The organism is Stenotrophomonas sp. G106K1, assembly GCF_037969685.1.
GTDB classification, from domain to species: domain Bacteria; phylum Pseudomonadota; class Gammaproteobacteria; order Xanthomonadales; family Xanthomonadaceae; genus Stenotrophomonas; species Stenotrophomonas lactitubi.
On the sequence record NZ_JBBPFR010000014.1, the window covers coordinates 77881 to 98382 of the forward strand.

The window sequence follows — 20502 nt, forward strand, 5'->3', positions numbered from 1 at the left end:
CATGCCTGCGGCGGCGCCGTCGCTCCCTGGCGAGGCACCGGGGTCGTGGCCGGGCGCGGTCATTGCGTGCTCCCGGCCTTCTCTGCCGGCTTGGCCGAGGTGGCTACCGTCTTCGCCTTGGCCTTCGGATCGGCGATCACCTGCACCGCCGTGCCATCGCGCAGGGCGACCTTGCCGGCGGTGACGATCTGGTCGCCAGCGGCCAGGCCCTCACGGATTTCCACCCACGGTCCTTCGGCATAGCCGAGCTTGACCGGCACCCGCGCGACCTTGCCCTCACGCACCCGGAACACCGCCGGCTCACCATCGTCCAGCAGTGCCAGGCGCGGCACCACCAGCGCATCGGCACGCTGGTCGTAGTCGATGCGGATGCGGCCGAACATGCCCGGCTGCAGCGACTGCGCGGCGCCATCGAAGGCACTGACCACACGGAAGGTGCCACTGCCCGAATCCACCACCGGCGCGATTCGGTCGACGACACCGGTGAAGGTCTGGCCCGGCAGCGCATCGGCCGACAACGTGACCGGCTGGCCTGCGCGCAACGTCGCCAGCTCGCGCTCGGGCACGTTGAGGGTGGCTTCCAGCCGCGAGTTGTCGACGATGCGGAAGATCGGCGTGTTGATCTGCACGAAGTTGCCGGTCTTGATCGAACGCGAGGCGATCACGCCGGAAATCGGTGCGACCACGGTGGTGTACGACAGTTCCAGCGTGGCAAGGCGGTACTGGGCGCGCACGTTTTCCAGGTCGTAGCGCAACTGGTCGACGCTGGCCGCACTGACCAGCTGCTGGGCGACCAGCTTCTGCGCACGCTGATAGTCGTTTTCCAATTTGCGCATCTGCGCTTCGCTCTGCGCTACGGCCAGGCGCGCGCGGTCCGGATCCAGGCGAACCAGGGGCTGCCCGGCGCTGACCCGCTGGCCTTCCTCGACCAGCACCGCCAACGCGACGCCCGACGTCTTGGCAACCACCTGCGATTCGGCGCGCGGCTCCAGTGCTGCAGTTCCGGTGTAGCTGGCGGCCACCGTGCGATGGCTGGCCACCGCCACTTCCACCGGCACCGCCTCGACCTTCTTCTCGTCCTTGGTCTCGGCCGCCTTGGCCTCGTTGTTGGGCCCAGCGGCGCAACCGCTCAGCAGCAGGGAGGTGGAGAGCAGCAGCGCGGCAGCGCAGAGTCCGCTGCGGGGGCCGGGCAGGAAGGTTTGGTGCGACATCGTCAGATCCCTGGAGGATGCGTGGGCAGGTGTGGTAGCAAAGTAATGCACCACTTCACGGCAACACCATATCCCAAAGGTCATGGTGTCTTCACGCCGCCGGTCGGACCGACCCCATTTCAGCTAGATGAAACCTGAGGCTATACTCGGGTCGTTCCGTACCCCACGCCGGAACGACCAGACCCGAATCCCCGGAAAAGACACCATGCGCCCGCAGCCGCTCGCCGCTTGTCTCGCTCTGGCCGTCCTCCTGCCCCTCGGGGCCGCTGCACAGCCCGCTCCTGCTTCTGCTCCTGCAGCACCCGCCCCGGCACCGGCTACGGCCCCTGTGCCGGCGGCCGCCACGCCCACCGGCAGTTTCGACAATGGCCGTGTGCTGGCCTATACCTGCCAGGGGTGCCATGGCATCACCGGTTACAAGAATGCGTACCCCAGTTACCGGGTACCGAAGATCGGTGGCCAGACCCAGCAGTACCTGACCCAGGCTCTGACCGAGTACCGCCAGGGCAAGCGCCGGCATCCCACGATGCAGGCACAGTCGATGAGTTTCAGCGAACAGGAGATCGCCGATCTCGCTGTTTACCTGTCCACCGTCAAGTAAGGCCCGCCCATGTCGAAAGCCGCGCATCCACTGCGTCACGCCATCGCCCTGTCCGTCGCCCTGCTGCTGGCGGCCTGCTCGCAGTCACAGGTGGAGAACAGCGAGAAATCCGCCGGCGATCCCGGCCATGCCAGCGGCGAGCACGGATCATCTTCATCCGCTGGCCTGCCTGCCGGACGTGAAGCCGCCGGTGAGGCCCGCGCCAAGGTCAAGAGCAAGGCCACCAGCCAGAGCTGCATCGATTGCCACGGCGCCGACGGCAATGCACCGATCGATCCGACCTATCCGAAGCTGGGTGGGCAATATGGCGACTACCTGGCGCATGCGCTGCAGGCCTACCGTGCCGGTGACCGCCAGCATGCGCTGATGACGCCGCAAGCGAAGGACCTGAGCGATCAGGACATCGCCGATCTGGCGGCGTACTTCGGCAGCCGCACGAGCCAGCTGCGGGATCTGCACGGGGTCAAATGATCGCCGCCCCCCCGGTGGGTGCGGACCTTGGTCCGCGCTGATCCGGACATCCACGCATGGCGTGGATCTACTGCAGCCTGATGGGTTCATGGCCGCGGGACGCATCCCGGTGGGTGCGGACCTTGCTCCGCACCGAGGGTGATATCCACGCATGGCGTGGATCTACTGAGCCGGGCATGACCCGGCTCCCACTCAGCCTTCCAGCTCTTCCCAGCGCGCGTACGCTGCATCCAGTTCGGCCTGCACCTTGGCCAGCTGCTGGGTGTGCGCGGTCACTTCGGCACTGCTGCGCGTGTAGAACGACGGATCGTTCATCGCTGCGGTCAGGCCTTCGACATCGCCTTCGAGCTTTTCGATCGTCTTAGGCAACTGCTCCAGCTCGCGCGCTTCCTTGTAGGCAAGCTTGCGCTTTGGCGCAGCCGGTTCCACAGCAGCAGTCTGGGCAGCCACCGCCGGCTTGGCGGCAGCAACCGCCGCAGGCGCGGCGACCACGCTGGCCGCGTAACGCTGCCAGTCGCTGTACCCACCCACGTATTCGCCAATCACGCCATCGCCTTCCATCACCAGCGTGGACGTCACCACGTTGTCGATGAAGTCACGATCATGGCTGACCAGCAGCAACGTGCCGTTGTATTCGCCAAGCAGCTCTTCCAGCAGCTCCAGGGTTTCCACGTCCAGGTCGTTGGTCGGTTCGTCCATCACCAGCAGGTTGGACGGCTGCGCGAACAGCTTGGCCAGCAGCAGGCGGTTACGCTCGCCACCGGACAGGCGGGTGATCGGCGCACGCGCGCGCTCCGGGGTGAACATGAAGTCCTGCAGGTAGGCGTGCACGTGCTTGCGCTTGCCGTTGAACTCGAGGAAATCGCGGCCTTCGGCCACGTTCTCGATCGCGCTCCAGTCTTCGCGCAGCACTGCACGGTACTGGTCGAAGTACGCAACCTGCAGGTTGGTGCCGGCGTTGACCTCACCCTTCTGCGGCTGCAGTTCGCCCAGCAGCAGCTTCAGCAGCGTGGTCTTGCCACTGCCGTTGGGGCCGATCAGGCCGATGCGGTCGCCGCGCAGGATGGTGGTGGAGAAATCACGGACCATCGTGCGATCGCCGAAGGCGAACGAAATGTCCTTGATGTCGATGACCTTCTTGCCCGAGCTCACGCCCTGGGCGGCTTCCATCTTGACGTTGCCACTGAGGTCTCGGCGTGCGGAACGCTCGTTGCGCATCGCCTTCAGGCGGCGCACGCGGCCTTCGTCACGGGTGCGGCGAGCCTTGATGCCCTGGCGGATCCACACTTCTTCCTGCGCCAGCAGCTTGTCGAACCGCGCGTTTTCCTGGGCCTGCGCATTGAGGCGTTCTTCGCGACGGCGCTCGTAGTTGGCCCAGTCGCCCGGCCAGCTGGTGACCTGGCCGCGATCGATCTCGACGATGCGGGTGGCCAGCGCGCGCAGGAAGCGGCGGTCATGGGTAACGAACACCACGCTGCCGTTCCAGTTCTTGAGGAACATTTCGAGCCAGTCGATGGCTTCGATGTCCAGGTGGTTGGTCGGTTCGTCCAGCAGCAGCAGGTCGGGGCTGGAGACCAGCGCGCGACCGAGCAGCACGCGGCGCTTCATGCCGCCGGACAGGCGCGCGAACTCCGCTTCGCCATCGAGGTCGAGCTTGGTCAGGGTCTCGCTGACGCGCTGATCCAGGCCCCAGCCGTTGGCGGCATCGATCTTCGCCTGCACGTTGCCCAGCGCTTCGCCATCGAACACGTCGGCGTGGCTGAGGTGATGGAATTCGGCGAGCCATTGACCCAGTTCGCCCAGGCCGTCGGCGACGACGTCGAACACGCTGCCGGCGGCGCCATGCGGGACTTCCTGCTCAAGGCGGGTCACGCGCACGCCCTGCTGTACGCGCACTTCGCCGTCATCGGGCTTGTGGTCGCCGGACAGCAGCTTGAGCAGGGTCGATTTGCCGGCGCCGTTGCGGCCGATCAGGGCGATACGCTCGCCCGGCTCGATCGACAGTTCGGCTTTTTCCAGCAACAGCGGGCCGCCGACGCTGAAGTCGACGTTTTGCAGAGTAATCAGAGGCATCCGGCCATTGTAGCGGGTTGCGGGGCTTGGCCGGGCGGCGCCCGGCACCCGCGGGGGCAACCGCCGCTGCAACAGCAACAGCCTGAAGCGGGCTTGCCGTGGGATGGCGGGGTGCCTCAGACAGTTTCCCGCTGCTGTTGGTAGGTGTCGACCTTGGTCGGCACGTAGATCCACGCCATGCGTGGATGATCGCTGCAGGATCCATCGATGGATGCAATCGACTGGATACCGGCGGATTACCCCACTTCGCCCAACAACGCCTGCAAACCCGGCAACCATCGCTTGCCGGGGTGGCGTACCAGCCACAGCGTGCGCTGCAGGGCGGGCAGCGGGGTTTCCAGAATACGCAGGCGGCCCAGGGCCAGGGGCTCTTCCAGCGCGTGGCGGGACAGGCAGGCCAGGCCGAGGCCGGCGATGGCGGCTTGCTTGATGGCTTCGGTATTGCCCAGCTGCAGCGTCTGCGCGAAGCCTCGCAGGTGCGGCAGCAAGGCCTGTTCGACGGCCTCGCGGGTGCCTGAGCCGGGTTCGCGCAGCAGCCAACGGGCACTGCGCAGTTCTTCCAGCGACCAGCGTGGGCGAGCATCGGCCGCTGCCACGATCACCAGCGGGTCCTGCTGCCAGGCAGTCACCTGCAGTCCGCGTTCGTGGCATGGGCCTTCGATCAACCCTGCATCCACGTCCAACCGTTGAACGGCCGCCACCACGCCTGCGCTGTTGTCGATGCGCAGGTCGACCTCGGCCTGCGGTGCCTGCCGCAGCAGTTCGGCGATGCGCGGCGGTAGCAGGTAGTTGCCGATGGTGGTGCTGGCCGCCAGTACCAGCCGCAGCGGTGCGCCTTGGGCCGGGTCACCGCCCGCCGCCAACTGCCGCTCCAGATCGGCGGCATTGACCAGCAGCGCGCGCGCCGGTTCCAGCAACGCCCGGCCGTGGCCGTTCAACGCCAGGCGACGGCCGATGCGGTCGAACAGTGGCGTGCCGAAATGCGCCTCCAGTTCCTGCAGCGCGGCGCTGCTGGCCGATTGCGAGAGGGCGATGGCCTGACCGGCGGCCGTGGTGCTGCCGTGATCGGCGATGGCGACGAAGACCTGCAGCTGGCGGAGGGTCAGGCGCACATTCAACCTGCTATATGGGTACTTTTCACCAATATTATTCGTTTTACAGGTCAATGTGGCGAGCGCACGCTGGCATGGCCTCTCCAGACCCTTCCACTGCCATGAACGCCCCCGCCCTCTCCTCCTGGTCCCTGCCCGCCCTGCGCCAGCGCTGGCAACCTCGGCTGCCCGGCCTGCTGCTGGTCGGCCTGGTCGCGGCCGCCTCGCTGTATCTGGCCGAGCTGCCGTGGCTGCAGGCTCACGGCCTGAGCGCGCTGACCGTGGCGATCGTCGCTGGCATCGTGGTCGGCAACACGCTCTATCCACGGCTGGCCCCCGCCAGCGCGGCGGGCGTCGGCTTCTCCAAGCATTGGCTGCTGCGCGCCGGCATCGTGCTGTACGGCCTGCGGCTGACCTTCCAGGACATCGGCCACGTCGGCATCGCCGGCGTGCTGATGGACGTGCTGGTGGTGGCAAGCACCTTCGGCCTGGCCTGCTGGTTGGGCGTGCGGGTATTCAGGATGGAGCGCGAGGCCGCCATGTTGATCGGTGCCGGCAGCGCCATCTGCGGTGCGGCCGCCGTCATGGCCGCCGAACCTGTGGTACGCGGGCGTGCTGCGCAGGTGACGGTGGCGGTATCGACGGTGGTGGTGTTCGGAACCGTGGCCATGTTCCTGTATCCGGCGCTGTACACGCTGATGCAGTCACATGGCTGGCTGGCGATGGACGCGCAGCAGTACGGCCTGTTCACCGGCGCGACCGTCCACGAGGTCGCGCAGGTGGTCGCCGCCGGACGCGCGGTGAGCGGGCCGGCCGCCGATACCGCTGTCATCACCAAGATGGTGCGGGTGATGCTGCTGGCACCGTTCCTGATCGCGCTGTCGTTGTGGCTGGCGCGTGGCGGCAAGGCGGCGGCGGGCGGCGGCAAGGCCCGAATCGTGGTGCCGTGGTTCGCGTTCGGTTTCGTGGCGGTTGCCGGCCTCAATTCGCTGCACCTGCTGCCGGCCGGGCTGCAGGCAGGTCTGGTGCAGCTGGATACGGTGCTGCTGGCGATGGCAATGGCCGCACTGGGCCTGACCACCCACGTGTCGGCGCTGCGCCAGGCCGGCCTGAAGCCGCTGCTGCTGGCGCTGATCCTGTTCTTCTGGCTGCTGTTCGGCGGCCTGGCGATCCACCAGGGTGTGCTGGCGGTGCTGGGCTGAGCGGCCGGCCAGAGCATCCACGCATGGCGTGGATCTACTGAATCCCCAAGGCACTGGCCTCCCGGTAGATCCACGCCATGCGTGCCCGGTAGATCCACGCCATGCGTGGATGAAAGCCCCAAGGCACTGGCCTCCCCGGTAGATCCACGCCATGCGTGGATGAAGGCTCCGAGGCGGGAGCGGGCGCGCGCGCAGGTACAATGCGCCATGACTGATTTCTCGACCCTGCCGCTGAGCCCGGCCCTGCAGCCCGGCCTGGATGCCCTCGGCTACACCACCCTCACGCCGATCCAGGCGCAGAGCCTGCCCGCCATCCTTGATGGCCGCGATGTCATTGCCCAAGCCCCGACCGGCAGCGGCAAGACCGCTGCCTTCGGCCTGGGCCTGCTGCAGTCCATCGACCCCAGCCTGATCCGCGTGCAGGGGCTGGTGCTGTGCCCCACCCGCGAGCTGGCCGACCAGGTGGCCAAGCAGATCCGCAAGCTGGCCACCGGCATCCCCAACCTGAAGCTGCTGCTGCTGACCGGCGGCACGCCGCTCGGCCCGCAGCTGGCCTCGCTGGAAAGCCACGATCCGCATGTGGTGGTCGGCACGCCCGGCCGCGTGCAGGAACTGGCGCGCAAGCGTGCGCTGAATCTGGGCGCCGTGCGCACGCTGGTGCTGGACGAAGCCGATCGCATGCTCGACATGGGTTTTGAGGAACCGATCCGTGAGATCGCCGGCCGTACCCACCGCGATCGCCAGAGCCTGCTGTTCTCGGCCACTTTCCCCGACACCATCCGCGCCATGGCCCGTGACCTGCTGCGCGATGCCGTGGAAGTGACCGTGGAAGGCGCCGATCAGACGCCGGCCATCCGACACCTGTTCTGCGAAGTCGAACCGGCACACCGGCAGAAGGCGCTGGCTGGCCTGCTGCTGAAGTACACGCCCGAATCGGCCGTGGTGTTCTGCAACACCCGCAAGGACGTGGACGAAGTGGCCAACTCGCTGCAGCAGTTCGGCTTCTCCGCGCTCGCCCTGCATGGCGACATGGAGCAGCGCGACCGTGAGGAAGTGCTGCTGCGCCTGGCCAACCGCAGCTGCAACGTGCTGGTTGCCAGCGACGTCGCCGCACGCGGGCTGGATGTGGAAGAGCTGGCTGCGGTGATCAACTACGAGCTGCCAACCGACGTCGAGAGCTACCAGCACCGTGTCGGCCGCACCGGCCGTGCCGGCGCCAGTGGCCTGGCGATCAGCCTGGTGGCAGGCCGCGAAAAGAACCGCGCCGACGCCATCGAAGCGCAGCGCGGCGAGCCGCTGGATTGGCAGAAAACGCCGCTGGCGACGTCGCGCCCGGCCGAGCTGCCGCAGGCGGCGATGCGCACCCTGCGTATCGATGGCGGCAAGACCGACAAGCTGCGCGCGGGCGACATCCTCGGCGCACTCACCGGCGACGCCGGCCTGTCGGCCAAGTTCATCGGCAAGATCGCGATCTTCCCGACCCGCTCCTACGTGGCGATCGCCCGCGAGCAGGTCAACAAGGCGGTGGCGAAGCTGGAAGCCGGCAAGATCAAGGGCCGACGGTTCCGCGTGCGGATGATGTGATTGAAGGAGCGCTGCCAATCACGGTTGGCAGCGACGTGACCGGTAGTGGCCAACCTTGGTTGGCCCATCCATCCGGTGCCAACCAAGGTTGACACCCACCATTTGGGCTTGGTTGGCAACGTCCGATGGGCCTGCGGCCCGATCAGAACACCAGTTCGGTATGCAGCGGCAGATCCGCTTCCCAGCGGCCACGACCACCCAGGCCGTCCAGCTCGACCAGCACGCCGGCGCCGACTACTTCTACGCCCAGGCGGCGCACCAGCGACAACGCAGCAACAAGCGTACCGCCGGTTGCCAGCACGTCGTCGATGATCGCTACGCGCGCACCTGCGGGCAGCGCGTCGGCATGCACTTCAATGCAGTCGCTGCGGTATTCCAGGGTGTATTCCTCGCGCAGCACCTTGCCCGGCAGCTTGCCCGGCTTGCGCACCGGCACGAAGCCGACGCCCAGTTCCAGTGCCATGGCCGCGCCCAGAATGAAGCCACGCGATTCGATGCCGATCACTGCATCCAGCTTCTGCTCGCGCCAGCGATCGGCCATCGCTGCGATCGCGCCACGGAAGTCCTCGCTGTGCGCGAGCAACGGCATGATGTCCTTGAACAGAATGCCCGGCTTGGGGAAGTCGGCGATGTCGCGCAGGCGCGAGGCCCACTGCGGAGCGACGATGGCGTCGGTCATGGCGATTCGGTTGTCTGATGGCGGCATAGGGTACCTGTTCCGGGCGCCGGCTGCCTGTTGAGGGGTTCGGCCGGGCTGCGCCCGGCACCTGCAGAGGCCAGATCAAGAGCCAAGGCAGAAGCTGAATCACGTGGTTTGGCGGGACGGTGTCGGATTTCGGGGTGTCCGCGGCATGGATGCCGCGGCAAAGCCCCCATGGACGGGTGCAGGGCGCAGCCCTGCAGAAGAACACCTTTCAGGAACTGCAGGACAGCATCGAGCAGCCTGCGCGATTGTCAGCCCACGCCGGGCGCTTGCCGGCGTAGTGCTCGAGCCCCGGGCGTTCGGTGTATGGATCACGCAACACCTCCTGCAGGGCATGCACACCGCCCAGGTCGCCCTGCTCGGCGCGGTCGATCGCTTCCTGTGCCAGCCAGTTGCGCAGCACATACAGCGGATTGGCCTCCCCCATCTTCGCGAGACGCTCGGCTGCCGACAGCGGGTCGGCACGCAGCCGTGCCGCGTAATCCTGCAACCACTGCTGCAGAGATTCCTGCACCGCGTGCTGGCGCTCAACGTCGTAGAAGACGTCGGCCAGTACCCCCGCGTCGGACGCGTCGGCATCGATGCGCATCAACGCTCGCCATGCCAGGGTCATGTCCATGCCGCCGTCCTGCATCAGCTGCTGCCAGCGCTGGTAGAGCTGCAGATCGGCATCGTCGGCCGCCGCCAGCCCCAGCTTGGCCGCCACATCGCGGCGGGTGCAGGCGACAAAGGTCGCCTGGTACGCGGCCAGCCCTGCCTGCAGCGGCTGCACGTCGGCGAACAACGGCGACAGCGCCTGTGCCAGACGGCTGAGGTTCCAGTACGCCACCTGCGGCTGGGTGCCGAAACGATAGCGACGCCCCTGCGCATCGGTGGTGTTCGGGGTCCAGTCCGGATCGAAGTCCTCGACCCAGCCATACGGGCCATAGTCGAGGGTCACGCCGAGCACCGAGAGGTTGTCGGTGTTCATCACCCCATGCACGAAGCCCACGCGCATCCAGTGGGCGATCATTTCGGCGGTCCGCACGGCGATCTGTGCGAACCAGTCGCCATACAGCACCTCGCCCTGCCCCTTCAGTTCCGGGAAATCTCGGGCGATGCAGGCGTCGACCATCTGCTTCAACAGTGCAGTCTCGCCACGTGAAGCAGGCAGTTCAAATGAACCAAAACGCAGGAACGAGGGCGACACCCGGCAGACGATCGCGCCGGGCTCCGCGCGCGGATGACCGTCATAGAACATGTCACGCACCACGTCTTCGCCGGTCCCGACCAGCGACAGGGCACGCGTGGTCGGCACGCCGAGGTGATGCATCGCCTCGCTGCACAGGAATTCCCGGATCGACGAGCGCAGCACTGCACGGCCGTCGGCGCCGCGCGAATACGGCGTCGGCCCGGCACCCTTCAGCTGAAGCTCCCAGTGCCTGCCATCGACGCCGATCAACTCGCCCAGCGATATGGCGCGACCATCACCCAGCTGCCCGGCCCAATGCCCGAACTGATGGCCACCATAGTTGGCCGCCCATGGCTGCATGCCCGCATACAACGCGTTGCCACCGAACACCTGGGCGAAGCCCTCATCCTCGACCTGCGCAGGATCGAACCCCAGCATCCCGGCCACCTCCGGCGACCACGCCAGCAGCACCGGCGCTGCAACAGGCGTCGGCATCACCGGCGACCAGGCTGCACCCAGCACTTCGCGCCGGCGCGGGCCGGACTCGGGATCGCCCGGCAGCAGATTCAGCAGGCGGTTGTCGAACTGGGGGGCAGTGGTATCCATGGGCACAGCATGGGGGCGGCGACGGCCGTCCTCAATCGCCGCGCAGGGCCTGCAGTGCGCCACCGTGCGCCTCGGCACGCTGGTAGGCCGGACGCTCGCCGATGCGCTTGAGGAAGCCTCGCAACGCCGGCTTGTCGTCCAGCCCGCCGCCGCGTGCTGCCGCTGCCTGGATCGGGAAGCTCATCTGGATGTCCGCGGCGGTGAAGCGCTCGCCGGCAAACCACGGGCTTTCGGCCAGACGCCGTTCCATCCAGTCCAGATGCAGGCGTCGCTGCGGGCCGACGAAACCGCGCTCGGCCTTGTCGGCGATGCTGCGGGCGATCGGCCGCGCGAAGAACGGCATCGGCGCGCTGCGGATGCGACTGATCACCAGCGTCAGCAGCATCGGCGGCATCGCCGAGCCTTCGGCATAGTGCAGCCAGTAGCGGTAGTCGATGCGCTCTTTGCCATCGGCCGGCACCGGCGACGGCGACAGCTGCCGATGCACGTCGTAGCGGTCAGCCAGGTAATCGAGGATGGCGCCGGATTCGGCGAGGATCAGTTCACCATCCTGCAGCACCGGGGCCTTGCCCAGCGGGTGCACCTGACGCAGTTCCGGCGGCGCCAGCATCGTCTTCGGGTCGCGCGGGTAGCGGCGCAGCTCGTAGTCCAGCCCCAGCTCCTCCAGCATCCACAGCACGCGCAGCGAACGGGAGTTTTCCAGATGATGGACGATGCGCATGGGGACGATCCTTGAGGAGGCCTGCATCGTATCGTGCCGGGTGCATGCCCCTTGTAGAGCCAGGCCTGGCTCGACGCTACCAGAAGCCCATAACGAAAAACGCCGGGAGCTTTCGCTCCCGGCGTTCTGGCTACCAAACGGTAGCAGACGGATTAGACCGCCTGCACCTGGTCAGCCTGCATACCCTTCTGGCCCTGGACGGCGACGAAGGTAACCTTCTGGCCTTCCTGCAGGGTCTTGAAGCCGGTGCCCTGGATCGCGCGGAAATGCACGAACAGGTCCGGGCCGCTTTCCGGGGTGATGAAGCCGAAGCCCTTGGCGTCGTTGAACCACTTGACAGTGCCGGTCTGACGATCAGACATATTTACTAACTCCTGAAACACATGTTGAAAAAAATCGCAGCCACCGGGTATCGGGGCCGAGACTGAGTTGCAGGCGTTGGTAAAGCGGATCGATGAGCGGATCGTGAGATCAACTGCACCAGGCCACGATTCACGGTGACCCTAGCAAACACAGTGGGCCAGACGATACGCGTGTTTTGAGTAAAAAGCGATAGCTTTGATATTCAGCGACAAACGGCCGGCCCCTAGGCAGGGCAAGGGGTTGCACCAGATCGAGGCTAAACCCGGGGGCCCATTCAGGTTTTTCCTACCCTACACTGGGTAAATGACTGAAGCTGAAACCCGAGCTGAACCCCTGCTCCCCCGCATCTGGGTGGACGCAGACGCCTGCCCTGTCGTCATTCGCGACATCCTGTTCCGCGCCGCTGAACGGGTGGGGGTCGAGCTGACCCTGGTCGCCAACCAATGGATCCGCACCCCGCCGTCGCGCTGGCTGCGCTCGATCCAGGTGCCGCAGGGGCTGGACGTGGCTGACAGCGCCATTGTCGAGCGGGTGGCCGCCGGCGATCTGGTGGTCACCCAGGACATCCCCCTGGCCGCGCTGGTGCTGGAGAAGAAGGGTGTGCCGCTGAACCCGCGTGGCCAGCTGTACACCCCCAACAACATGGCCGAGCGGCTGTCGATGCGCAATTTCATGGAAGAACTGCGCGGCGCGGGCGTGCAGACCGGTGGGCCGCCCCCTCTGGGTGCGCGCGACCGCCAGCTGTTCGCTGCCGAGCTGGACCGCTGGCTGGCGCGCCGCCCGAACAGGTGAATCCAGCTGCACCTCAGCCGGAAACGCTCAAGGTGCGCGCACTGCGGAAGCTGCGTCGCTGGCCCGTAAGCGGATCATCGAAGGCCAGTGCCTGCGCCAGCAGCTGCAACGGCGGCTCGCCCTCACCCTGCGGCCGGTCCTGCAGCTGCGGGTAGAACCCGTCGCCCAGGATCGGCGCACCGAGCGCAGCCATATGGACGCGCAGCTGATGCTTGCGTCCGGATTCCGGCACAAGCCGGTAGCGCCAGACCGGGCCATGCGCATCGATGACCTCGATACGGGTCCGCGCATTCGGTTCGCCGGGACCTTCAACCATCCGGAAGAACGGCTCCCCTGGCTGCAACCGGCTGTGCCGCTCCAGCGGAAACCGCAGATCGGGCAAGGCCAGTGCCAGCGCCTCGTAGGTCTTCTGGATGCGGCGCTCACGGAACAGGCGCTGGTAGGCATCGCGCGTTTCTGGCCGGGTGGAGAACAACACCAGACCGGCCGTCAGCCGGTCCAGCCGATGCAACGGCACCAGATCGGCGTTGCCGGTGCGTTCGACCAGACGCGCCAACAGGGTTTCGCGCACGAAGGCACCGGCAGGCGCGGTCGGCAGGAAGTGCGGCTTGTCAGCCACCAGCAGGTGCGCGTCGTGATGGAGGATGGTCTCCACGAAGGGAATCACCGGCTCGTCGACTACTTCACGGAAGTAGCGGATCTCCAGCCCCACCTGCCACGGCATGTCGGCCGCCAGCGCCCTGCCCTGCGCGTCCTGCACCCGCCCCCGCGCGAAGCGGCTCTCCCACTGCAACCGGTCGATGCGCGGGAAGCGCGCGCACAGCCCCTCCAGCAGGGAAACCCAGTTACCGGGCGGCAGCTGCAGTCGGCTGGGCGTGGTCATGGCGCGGTCGTGGCGCCGTCGATCTGCAGGGGGCGCGGACGTGAACGGGACATACGGCAGGGCAAGCCGGAAGAAGCAGGGTAGCCAGCGTGCCACCGATCGCGCCCTGCCGACACCCCCATACCGGACACCCCCGGGGCAAACCTCTATCATTGACGGTCTTTACCCCTCTGGATCTTCATGGCCCTCACCGCCACCATCCGCAAGGCCGAACTGCAGATCAGCGACATGGATCGCGGCTACTACGCGACCCACAACCTGACCCTGGCCCAGCATCCGTCTGAAACCGACGAACGCCTGATGGTGCGCCTGCTCGCCTTCGCGCTGAACGCTGGCGACCGCCTGGAATTCGGCCGCGGCCTGAGCACCGACGACGAGCCGGACCTGTGGGAACACGACTACACCGGCGACATCCTGCAGTGGATCGACCTCGGCCATCCGGACGAGTCCCGCATCCGCAAGGCCAGCAACCGCAGCCGACAGGTGCAGGTGGTCAACTACGGCGGCAATGCGTCGGACATCTGGTGGCAGAAGCAGGGCAAGGGCCTGGCCCGCTTCGACAACCTGTCGGTGGTCGACCTGGACGGCGGATTCGTCGACCTGTGGGGCCAGCAGATCCAGCGTGCGATGCGCTGGAGCGTGCTGATCCAGGACGCCGAAGTGCAGCTGCTCAACGATCAGATGCAGCTGGACGTGATCCCCAACTGGCGAAAGCGCGCCAAGGCATGAGCACGATCCGCTGCGACGTGCTGGTGATCGGTGCCGGCGCAGCCGGGCTGATGACCGCGATCACGGCGGGCCAGCGAGGCCGGCATGTGCACGTCATCGACCACGCCAACAAGGTCGGCAAGAAGATCCTGATGTCCGGTGGCGGCCGCTGCAACTTCACCAACACCGGCACCACCCCGGCCAACTTTCTCTCGGCCAATCCGCATTTCTGCAAATCGGCACTGGCGCGTTACTCGCCCTACCACTTCATCGAGATGGTCGAACGCCACGGCATCGCCTATCACGAAAAAGAGCTGGGCCAGCTGTTCTGCGATGTCTCGTCCAAGCAGATCGTGAAGATGCTGGTGGACGAATGCCAGCAGGCGGGCGTGCAGATCCGCACGCAGTGCAGCGTGGAGCGCATCGAGCACGGCACTGACGGCTTCCGCGTGCACACCACGCACGGCCTGTTCCATTGCGCCTCGCTGGTGGTGGCCACCGGCGGCCTGTCCATTCCCAGTCTTGGTGCAACCGGGTTCGGCTACGAGATCGCGCGCCAGTTCGGCCACCAACTGCTGCCCACCCGCGCCGGCCTGGTGCCATTGACGCTCAGCGGTACCCACCAGGAGCGCTTGGCCGAGCTCAGCGGCGTCGCTCTGCCGGTCGAGGCCAACTGCAACGGCACCAGCTTCCGCAACTTCATGCTGCTGACCCATCGCGGCGTCAGTGGCCCGGCCATCCTGCAGATTTCCTCGTTCTGGCAGCCCGGTGACGCGCTGTCACTGGATCTGCTGCCCGGCCAGGATGCCGCCGATTGGCTACGCCAGATGAAGCGCGAACGCCCCGCCGCAGAACTGCGTACGGTGCTGGGCGATGTGCTGCCCAAGCGGCTGGCGCAGCGCCTGTGCGAGCACTGGCTGCCTGACCGCCCGGTACGTCAGCTGGACGAGCCGGACCTGCGCAAGGCAGCACAGGTGCTTTCAGCCTTCCCGCTGGTGGCCAGCGGCACAGAGGGCTACCGCACCGCCGAAGTCACCCTTGGCGGTGTCGATACCAATGAGGTCTCGTCGTCGACGCTGGAATCCAAGCGCTTGCCTGGCCTGCATTTCGTCGGCGAGGTGCTGGACGTGACCGGCTGGCTGGGCGGCTACAACTTCCAGTGGGCCTGGGCCAGCGGGCACGCGGCCGGCTGCGTGGTGTGAACCGCATCGCCGTTCCGGGCACGCAAGCGTTGCGCGCATGGACGCGCCGCCACGCATCGTGTATCTAGATTTGCAGATTGGGGAACAGTGCATGCAGAACGCGAACGACATCACCATCCGCCTGCTGATCGTCGATGACAGCGGCGAGAACGCCGAAGCCATCGTCAGCACCCTGCGCAACAGCGGCATCGCCGTGCGCCCATGGCGCCCGCAGGATTCGGCCGAGCTGTCGCAGGTACTGGCCAGCCAGGCGATCGACCTGGTGCTGGCTGCGCCCTCGCAGAGCATCCCGCTGCCACTGGTGGCCCAGCACATCGCCGCCAGCGGCAAGGACATCCCGCTGGTGCTGCTGGCCGAGCGCATCGACGAGGACGAACTGGTACAGGCCAGCAGCAACGGGGTTCGCGCCCTCGCTCTGCGCCAGCGCGCCGAACACCTGCTGGCGGTGGTCCGCGACCAGTGGGTCGACCTGCAGGCGCGCCGCGGCCTGCGCCGGATCGAAGCGCAGATGCGCGAGACCGAGCGTCGCTGTGACGCGCTGATCGCCTCTTCGCGCGAGCCGATTGCCTATGTCCACGAAGGCATGCACATCCGCGCCAACGATGCCTACCTGGAAATGTTCGGTTACGAGGATTTCGAGGAGGTCGAAGGCATCTCGCTGCTGGACATGGTCGCCGCCCAGCACGTGGATGATTTCAAGCAGCTGCTGAAGTCACTCAGCCGCGGCGAAGCGCCACCACCGCAGTACCAGCTCGATGCCCGCCACCAGGATGGCAGTGCCTTCCCAGCGACGATGGAGTTCACCGCGGCCACCTACGAGGGCGAATCGTGCCTGCAGGTGGTGTTCCGCCGGCGCATGGAGTTCGACCCGGAGCTGGCGCGCGAGGTTGAAGACCTGCGCCAGCGCGACCAGGTCACCGGCCTGCTCAACCGCCCGACCTTCATGCTGCAGGTGGAGGACGCGGTTGCCCAGGCCGGGCGCAGCGAGGGTCAGTTCGGCCTGCTGATGGTCGAACCGGACCATTACGCACGCCTGCTCCCCGACATTGGACTGGCCTCGGCCGACGCCCTGATCGGCGCCCTCGCCGCCCTGCTGGCCGACGTGGTTGGCGAGGACGCGCAGCTGGCCCGTTTCGGCGAACACAGTTTCGCCGTACTGCAGTCCGGTCCCTATGCGCAGACCGTGGCCCTGGCCGAGCGCATCCGCGAAGCCTACGCCGCGCACGTCTTCAGCATCGGTGCACGTTCGGCTACGGTAACCGTCAGTATTGGCGGGGTGCAGGTGGGCGAGAAGATCGCCAGCATCGGCCAGGTGCTGGCGCGCGCCAGTGAATGTACGCAGGCCGCTGCCGCGCTCGGCAATACCTGCCGCATCTTCGACCCGGCCGCTGTCGATCGCGTGGAGGAAGAGCGCGTGCAGCGCTGGGTCGCGCGTATCCGCGAAGCATTGGCAGGCGATGGCTTCCAGCTGCATTACCAGCCGGTGCTGAACCTGCAGGGCGAGTCGCTGGAGCTGTATGAAGCCTACCTGCGGCTGGAACACAACGGAGAGCTGCTGAGCCCGACCGCGTTCCTCGGCATCGCCGAAGAACACGGCCTGCTGGCGGACATCAACCGCTGGGTCGTCTCGCAGGCGATCACGGTACTGGGCGCGCGTGCGCGCGGGGGTCATCCCACGCAGATGCTGGTGAAGGTCACGCCGGAATCGTTCGATGATCCGAAGATGATCGCCACCCTGCGCCAGCAGTTGCAGGCACACGGCGTGCCGGGCGAACGCCTGTGGCTGCATGCGCCGGAGTCGAAGGTGTTCACCCACCTGCGCAGCGCCCAGCAGTTCCTGGCCGAAGTGGCGCCGCTCGGTTGCCGGATCGGTCTGGAGCAGTTCGGCTCGGGCCTGGATTCGTTCCAGCTGCTGGCTCACTTCCAGCCGCAGTTCCTCAAGCTCGATCGCGGCTTCACCAGCGACCTGGCCGCCACCCGCGAGAACATCGACCGGGTCAGCCAGATCACCGCACGCGCGCAGGAAGCCGGCATCCGCACCATCGCCGAGTTCGTCAGCGACGCCAACTCGATGACCCTGCTGTTCAGTGCCGGCGTGGACTACGTGCAGGGCGATTTCGTCGGCCCGGCGGCGCCGGCGATGAACTTCGAATTCGGTTGATACCTCGACGGTAGCGCCGGGCCATGCCCGGCGGATGGCCTGCAGACCGCTACGCTCGCCGGGCATGGCCCGGCGCTACCAATAGAGAAGGCCGGCTTGCGCCGGCCTTTTCAATCAGGTCAGATCGACCAGATTGTCGATCTTCACGTCCGGGTTGACGTCGGCTTCGTAATCGACGCCTTCGACACCGAAACCGAACAGGCGCAGGAAATCGGCCTTGTAGCCGGCCAGGTCGCTGATCTCGTACAGGTTCTCGTTGGTCACCTGCGGCCACAGCGCCAGCACCTCACCCTGCACGTCAGCCGCCATTTCCTTGTAGTCGGCGCGCAGGCGACCTTCTTCATCGATCAGCGCGATGGTGTGGCCATCGCCGTCGACCAGATCATGGCGCAGGCGATCGACCGCCACGCCATCGGCCTTGGCGCCGTACAGGATGTCGTACAGCACATCGAGCTGCTCGATGCAGCCTTCGTGGGTGCCCTTCTCTTTCATCACCTTGAACAGCAGCGACAGGTACAGCGGCATGGTCGGAATGGCCGAGCTGGCCTGGGTCACCACCGCCTTCAGCACCGACACGCGCGCATCGCCGCCGATCCTGGCCAGCTTCTCGCGCAGGCCGAGCACCTTGTCGTCCAGATCCTTCTTGGCGGCACCAATGGAACCATTCCAGTAGATCGCCTGGGTGATCTCTTCGCCCACGTAGGTGAAGGCCGTGGTGGTGCAACCATTGGCCAGCACACCGGCATCGGCCAGCGCGTCGATCCACATCTGCCAGTCCTCACCGCCCATCACCGCGACGGTGCCGGCGATTTCTTCCGGGGTCGCCGGCTGCAGGTGGGTTTCGGTCAGCACTTCCTTGTCCGTATCCAGACCACGCAGGGTGATCGGCTCGCCGATCGGCTTCAGCGTGGAGCTGATGATCTCGCCGGTCTTGGGATGCTTGCGGCGCGGCGCAGCCAGGCTGTAGACCACCTGATCGACCTGGCCGAGATCGGCCTTGATCATCTCGATGGTCTTCGCCTTCACCTCGTCGGAGAACGCATCGCCGTTGATGCTCTTGGCATACAGGCCGGCTTCGTCGGCGTACTTGTGGAACGCCGCCGAGTTGTACCAGCCCGCCGTGCCCGGCTTGGTTTCACTGCCCGGGCGCTCGAAGAAGATACCCAGGGTTGCAGCGCCACTGCCGAAGGCGGCGGTGATGCGCGCGGCGAGGCCGTAACCGGTCGAGGCGCCGATCACCAGCACGCGCTTGGGGCCGTTCTGGATCGGCGGACGCGCACGGATGTAGTCGATCTGCTGCTTGACGGCGGCGTCGCAGCCGGTCGGATGGGTGGTGACGCAGATGAAGCCGCGGACGCGCGGTTTGATGACCATGAAGACCTCGGGTTGGCAGATGCGGCGCACGGGGCGCTCAGCAGGAATACGGGCACGCGTGTGCGCGCGAACCGCAGGATCGTAGTGCGCAGGGGTCGATTGCACAACCGACGCTGCCGTAGGGTGGTGGTGTTTTGCAGGGTTGCACCCTGCACCTGCGGAGGCAACGTCAACGTCAAAAGCCAGCTATCCGTGGGGTGGCGGGGTGGGTCCGGTCGTGGGGGACGCCGTAAACCCATCCATGAAGTGCCCCCCGCAAACGCCCCCCCACCGCCTTCGACAGTTTCCTGCGAGCTGTTGGAACGGCTCGTGGAGTCAGATTTGTTTCGATATCTGACAGATTTCATCCACGCATGGCGTGGATCTACTGGCCGCCGGCCAACTGTCGAAGGTGGGGCGGTGTCGGAGTGCGGGGTGTCAGCCGCATGGATGCGGCTGCCAAGCCTACAGGGACGTACTTGCGGCGTCCCCGCAATCCGACACCGTCCCGCCAATCCACGGAATGCCCGCTGTTGCTGTTGCCTCGGCAGGTGCAGGGCGCAGCCCTGCCAACAAAAAACCCCGCTTGCGCGGGGTCCTCTGTGTACTGCGTGCAGCAGAGGCTTACGGACGGCGGGCCAGGGCCTCGACGTCCTTGGCCTTGGGCAGCAGGTCCTGCTTGGTTACGCGCAGGGCACCCACGGTCAGCATCGGCACGGCGACCAGGATCGAGGACAGCACCACGATCACCGCACCGATCATGTGCGTCTCGGCCAGGCCTTCCATCGAGCTGCCGCCGTACAGGTACAGGGCCAGCGCAGACAGGAAGAACATCACCGCCGTGATCACCGTACGCGACAGCGTCTGGTTGATCGAACGGTTCAGCACTTCCATCGGCTCCACGCGCAGGCTGCGGAAGTTCTCACGGACACGGTCGAACACCACGATGATGTCGTTGATCGCAAAACCCATCACCGACAGCAGGCCGGCCAGCACGGTCAGGTCGAACTCACGGCCGAGCAGCGACACGTAAGCCACCGTCACGATCAAGTCGAACATGGCCACGATGCTGGCGGTGACCGCGAACTTCCATTCGAAGCGCACCGCGATGTAGATCAGGAAGCCGGCCAGCATGAAGATGGTGGCGTACAGGCCATTCATCGCCAGGTCCTTGCCGATCTGCGGGCCAACGAACTCGTTGCGCAGCACCGTGGCCTGGTTGTCGGCCGAAGAGACCGCCTTGACCACGGCCGCAGCAGTGGCCTTGTCCTCGGCAGAGGCGCCGCCGGTACCCGGAGCATGCTCACCGTGCGGGGCCAGGCGGATCAGCAGGTCGGTGTTGCCACCGACGCTCTGCACCTGGGCGCCGTCGAAGCCGTTCTGCTCAAGCTTGCTGCGGACGTCCTCGACGTCCACCGCGTGTTCGAAGCGGGCTTCGATCAGGGTGCCGCCGGTGAAGTCCAGAGCGTAGTTGAAGCCCTTGAAGCCGATGATGCCGATCGATGCCAGGAACACGATGATCGTGACGACCATCGCGACATGGCGCCAGCGCATGAAGTCGATCTTGGTATCGTTCGGGAGGATGTGCAGCGGAAACAGTTTCATG

General features: G+C 66.4%; 18 protein-coding genes. 8 read left to right on the forward strand and 10 right to left on the reverse strand.

Annotated elements, in window-relative coordinates; genetic code table 11:
* Window positions 1-59: 59 nt before the first annotated feature.
* Entirely contained in the window at window positions 60-1211 is a 1152-nt protein-coding gene (locus tag WKB25_RS13560; RefSeq protein WP_340571194.1) for an efflux RND transporter periplasmic adaptor subunit, read from the reverse strand.
* Between the two features lie 205 nt (window positions 1212-1416).
* Here WKB25_RS13560 and WKB25_RS13565 point away from each other — a divergent pair, with 205 nt between their 5' ends.
* Together WKB25_RS13565 and WKB25_RS13570 are read left to right on the forward strand one after the other, a co-directional pair.
* Complete coding sequence (locus WKB25_RS13565; RefSeq protein WP_089240512.1) at window positions 1417-1812, forward strand: c-type cytochrome; 396 nt, start codon at window positions 1417-1419, stop codon at window positions 1810-1812.
* 9 nt (window positions 1813-1821) lie between these two features.
* Complete coding sequence (locus tag WKB25_RS13570; protein ID WP_099821251.1) at window positions 1822-2283, forward strand: cytochrome c; 462 nt, start codon at window positions 1822-1824, stop codon at window positions 2281-2283.
* A 192-nt stretch (window positions 2284-2475) separates the two neighbouring features.
* Here the strand turns inward: WKB25_RS13570 and WKB25_RS13575 are convergent, their stop codons facing one another.
* Both WKB25_RS13575 and WKB25_RS13580 read right to left on the reverse strand, forming a co-directional pair.
* The gene (locus WKB25_RS13575) at window positions 2476-4356 is read right to left on the reverse strand and encodes an ATP-binding cassette domain-containing protein (protein WP_340571195.1); all 1881 of its coding nucleotides are present in this window, start codon (window positions 4354-4356) and stop codon (window positions 2476-2478) included.
* A 236-nt stretch (window positions 4357-4592) separates the two neighbouring features.
* Complete coding sequence (locus WKB25_RS13580) at window positions 4593-5468, reverse strand: LysR family transcriptional regulator (protein ID WP_340571196.1); 876 nt, start codon at window positions 5466-5468, stop codon at window positions 4593-4595.
* A 101-nt stretch (window positions 5469-5569) separates the two neighbouring features.
* On the opposite strand from WKB25_RS13580, the gene WKB25_RS13585 reads away from it, so the two are divergent.
* Both WKB25_RS13585 and dbpA read left to right on the forward strand, forming a co-directional pair.
* Window positions 5570-6649 (forward strand): YeiH family protein, encoded by a 1080-nt coding sequence (locus WKB25_RS13585; RefSeq protein WP_340571197.1) that lies wholly within the window; start codon window positions 5570-5572, stop codon window positions 6647-6649.
* A gap of 207 nt (window positions 6650-6856) precedes the next feature.
* A complete protein-coding gene (gene dbpA, locus WKB25_RS13590; RefSeq protein ID WP_340571198.1) occupies window positions 6857-8233 on the forward strand; it encodes an ATP-dependent RNA helicase DbpA in 1377 nt (458 codons plus the stop codon).
* Window positions 8234-8375: 142 nt separating this feature from the next.
* On the opposite strand, the gene WKB25_RS13595 is transcribed toward dbpA, so the two are convergent.
* From WKB25_RS13595 to WKB25_RS13610, 4 genes are all read right to left on the reverse strand, one after another.
* Window positions 8376-8912, reverse strand: a complete 537-nt coding sequence (locus WKB25_RS13595) for an adenine phosphoribosyltransferase (protein WP_340571199.1) — start codon at window positions 8910-8912, stop codon at window positions 8376-8378.
* A 235-nt stretch (window positions 8913-9147) separates the two neighbouring features.
* A complete protein-coding gene (locus WKB25_RS13600) occupies window positions 9148-10713 on the reverse strand; it encodes a YdiU family protein (RefSeq protein WP_340571200.1) in 1566 nt (521 codons plus the stop codon).
* A gap of 31 nt (window positions 10714-10744) precedes the next feature.
* Window positions 10745-11434, reverse strand: coding sequence for a glutathione S-transferase (locus tag WKB25_RS13605; protein WP_340571201.1), 690 nt, complete (start codon window positions 11432-11434; stop codon window positions 10745-10747).
* A gap of 152 nt (window positions 11435-11586) precedes the next feature.
* Window positions 11587-11796 (reverse strand): cold-shock protein, encoded by a 210-nt coding sequence (locus tag WKB25_RS13610; protein WP_025875108.1) that lies wholly within the window; start codon window positions 11794-11796, stop codon window positions 11587-11589.
* A 304-nt stretch (window positions 11797-12100) separates the two neighbouring features.
* Here WKB25_RS13610 and WKB25_RS13615 point away from each other — a divergent pair, with 304 nt between their 5' ends.
* Window positions 12101-12589, forward strand: coding sequence for a YaiI/YqxD family protein (locus WKB25_RS13615; protein WP_340571203.1), 489 nt, complete (start codon window positions 12101-12103; stop codon window positions 12587-12589).
* Between the two features lie 13 nt (window positions 12590-12602).
* Here WKB25_RS13615 and WKB25_RS13620 read toward each other — a convergent pair whose 3' ends face one another.
* On the reverse strand, window positions 12603-13472 hold the full coding sequence (locus tag WKB25_RS13620; protein WP_340571204.1) for a pseudouridine synthase: 870 nt from the start codon (window positions 13470-13472) through the stop codon (window positions 12603-12605).
* A 180-nt stretch (window positions 13473-13652) separates the two neighbouring features.
* Here WKB25_RS13620 and WKB25_RS13625 point away from each other — a divergent pair, with 180 nt between their 5' ends.
* The 3 genes from WKB25_RS13625 (at window position 13653) to WKB25_RS13635 (ending at window position 17543) form a co-directional block, all read left to right on the forward strand.
* Window positions 13653-14201, forward strand: coding sequence for a YaeQ family protein (locus tag WKB25_RS13625; RefSeq protein ID WP_025875114.1), 549 nt, complete (start codon window positions 13653-13655; stop codon window positions 14199-14201).
* Window positions 14198-15382: an NAD(P)/FAD-dependent oxidoreductase gene (locus tag WKB25_RS13630; RefSeq protein ID WP_340571205.1), complete on the forward strand. Its 1185-nt coding sequence runs from the start codon at window positions 14198-14200 to the stop codon at window positions 15380-15382. Before WKB25_RS13625 ends, WKB25_RS13630 begins: the two co-directional genes overlap by 4 nt.
* A 91-nt stretch (window positions 15383-15473) precedes the next feature.
* Window positions 15474-17543: an EAL domain-containing protein gene (locus WKB25_RS13635; protein ID WP_340571206.1), complete on the forward strand. Its 2070-nt coding sequence runs from the start codon at window positions 15474-15476 to the stop codon at window positions 17541-17543.
* Window positions 17544-17657: 114 nt separating this feature from the next.
* Here the strand turns inward: WKB25_RS13635 and fabV are convergent, their stop codons facing one another.
* A complete protein-coding gene (gene fabV / locus WKB25_RS13640; protein ID WP_340571207.1) occupies window positions 17658-18917 on the reverse strand; it encodes an enoyl-ACP reductase FabV in 1260 nt (419 codons plus the stop codon).
* A 603-nt stretch (window positions 18918-19520) separates the two neighbouring features.
* Window positions 19521-20501: a protein translocase subunit SecF gene (secF, locus tag WKB25_RS13645; protein ID WP_025875120.1), complete on the reverse strand. Its 981-nt coding sequence runs from the start codon at window positions 20499-20501 to the stop codon at window positions 19521-19523.
* Window position 20502: the final 1 nt, after the last annotated feature.

Bases quoted from the DNA above. Each gene is read 5' to 3' on its own strand.
- WKB25_RS13560 (WP_340571194.1), bottom strand. From the start codon at position 1,211: ATGTCGCACCAAACCTTCCTGCCCGGCCCCCGCAGCGGACTCTGCGCT.
- WKB25_RS13565 (WP_089240512.1), top strand. From the start codon at position 1,417: ATGCGCCCGCAGCCGCTCGCCGCTTGTCTCGCTCTGGCCGTCCTCCTG.
- WKB25_RS13570 (WP_099821251.1), top strand. From the start codon at position 1,822: ATGTCGAAAGCCGCGCATCCACTGCGTCACGCCATCGCCCTGTCCGTC.
- WKB25_RS13575 (WP_340571195.1), bottom strand. From the start codon at position 4,356: ATGCCTCTGATTACTCTGCAAAACGTCGACTTCAGCGTCGGCGGCCCG.
- WKB25_RS13585 (WP_340571197.1), top strand. From the start codon at position 5,570: ATGAACGCCCCCGCCCTCTCCTCCTGGTCCCTGCCCGCCCTGCGCCAG.
- dbpA (WP_340571198.1), top strand. From the start codon at position 6,857: ATGACTGATTTCTCGACCCTGCCGCTGAGCCCGGCCCTGCAGCCCGGC.
- WKB25_RS13595 (WP_340571199.1), bottom strand. From the start codon at position 8,912: ATGACCGACGCCATCGTCGCTCCGCAGTGGGCCTCGCGCCTGCGCGAC.
- WKB25_RS13600 (WP_340571200.1), bottom strand. From the start codon at position 10,713: ATGGATACCACTGCCCCCCAGTTCGACAACCGCCTGCTGAATCTGCTG.
- WKB25_RS13605 (WP_340571201.1), bottom strand. From the start codon at position 11,434: ATGCGCATCGTCCATCATCTGGAAAACTCCCGTTCGCTGCGCGTGCTG.
- WKB25_RS13610 (WP_025875108.1), bottom strand. From the start codon at position 11,796: ATGTCTGATCGTCAGACCGGCACTGTCAAGTGGTTCAACGACGCCAAG.
- WKB25_RS13615 (WP_340571203.1), top strand. From the start codon at position 12,101: ATGACTGAAGCTGAAACCCGAGCTGAACCCCTGCTCCCCCGCATCTGG.
- WKB25_RS13620 (WP_340571204.1), bottom strand. From the start codon at position 13,472: ATGACCACGCCCAGCCGACTGCAGCTGCCGCCCGGTAACTGGGTTTCC.
- WKB25_RS13625 (WP_025875114.1), top strand. From the start codon at position 13,653: ATGGCCCTCACCGCCACCATCCGCAAGGCCGAACTGCAGATCAGCGAC.
- WKB25_RS13630 (WP_340571205.1), top strand. From the start codon at position 14,198: ATGAGCACGATCCGCTGCGACGTGCTGGTGATCGGTGCCGGCGCAGCC.
- WKB25_RS13635 (WP_340571206.1), top strand. From the start codon at position 15,474: ATGCAGAACGCGAACGACATCACCATCCGCCTGCTGATCGTCGATGAC.
- fabV (WP_340571207.1), bottom strand. From the start codon at position 18,917: ATGGTCATCAAACCGCGCGTCCGCGGCTTCATCTGCGTCACCACCCAT.
- secF (WP_025875120.1), bottom strand. From the start codon at position 20,501: ATGAAACTGTTTCCGCTGCACATCCTCCCGAACGATACCAAGATCGAC.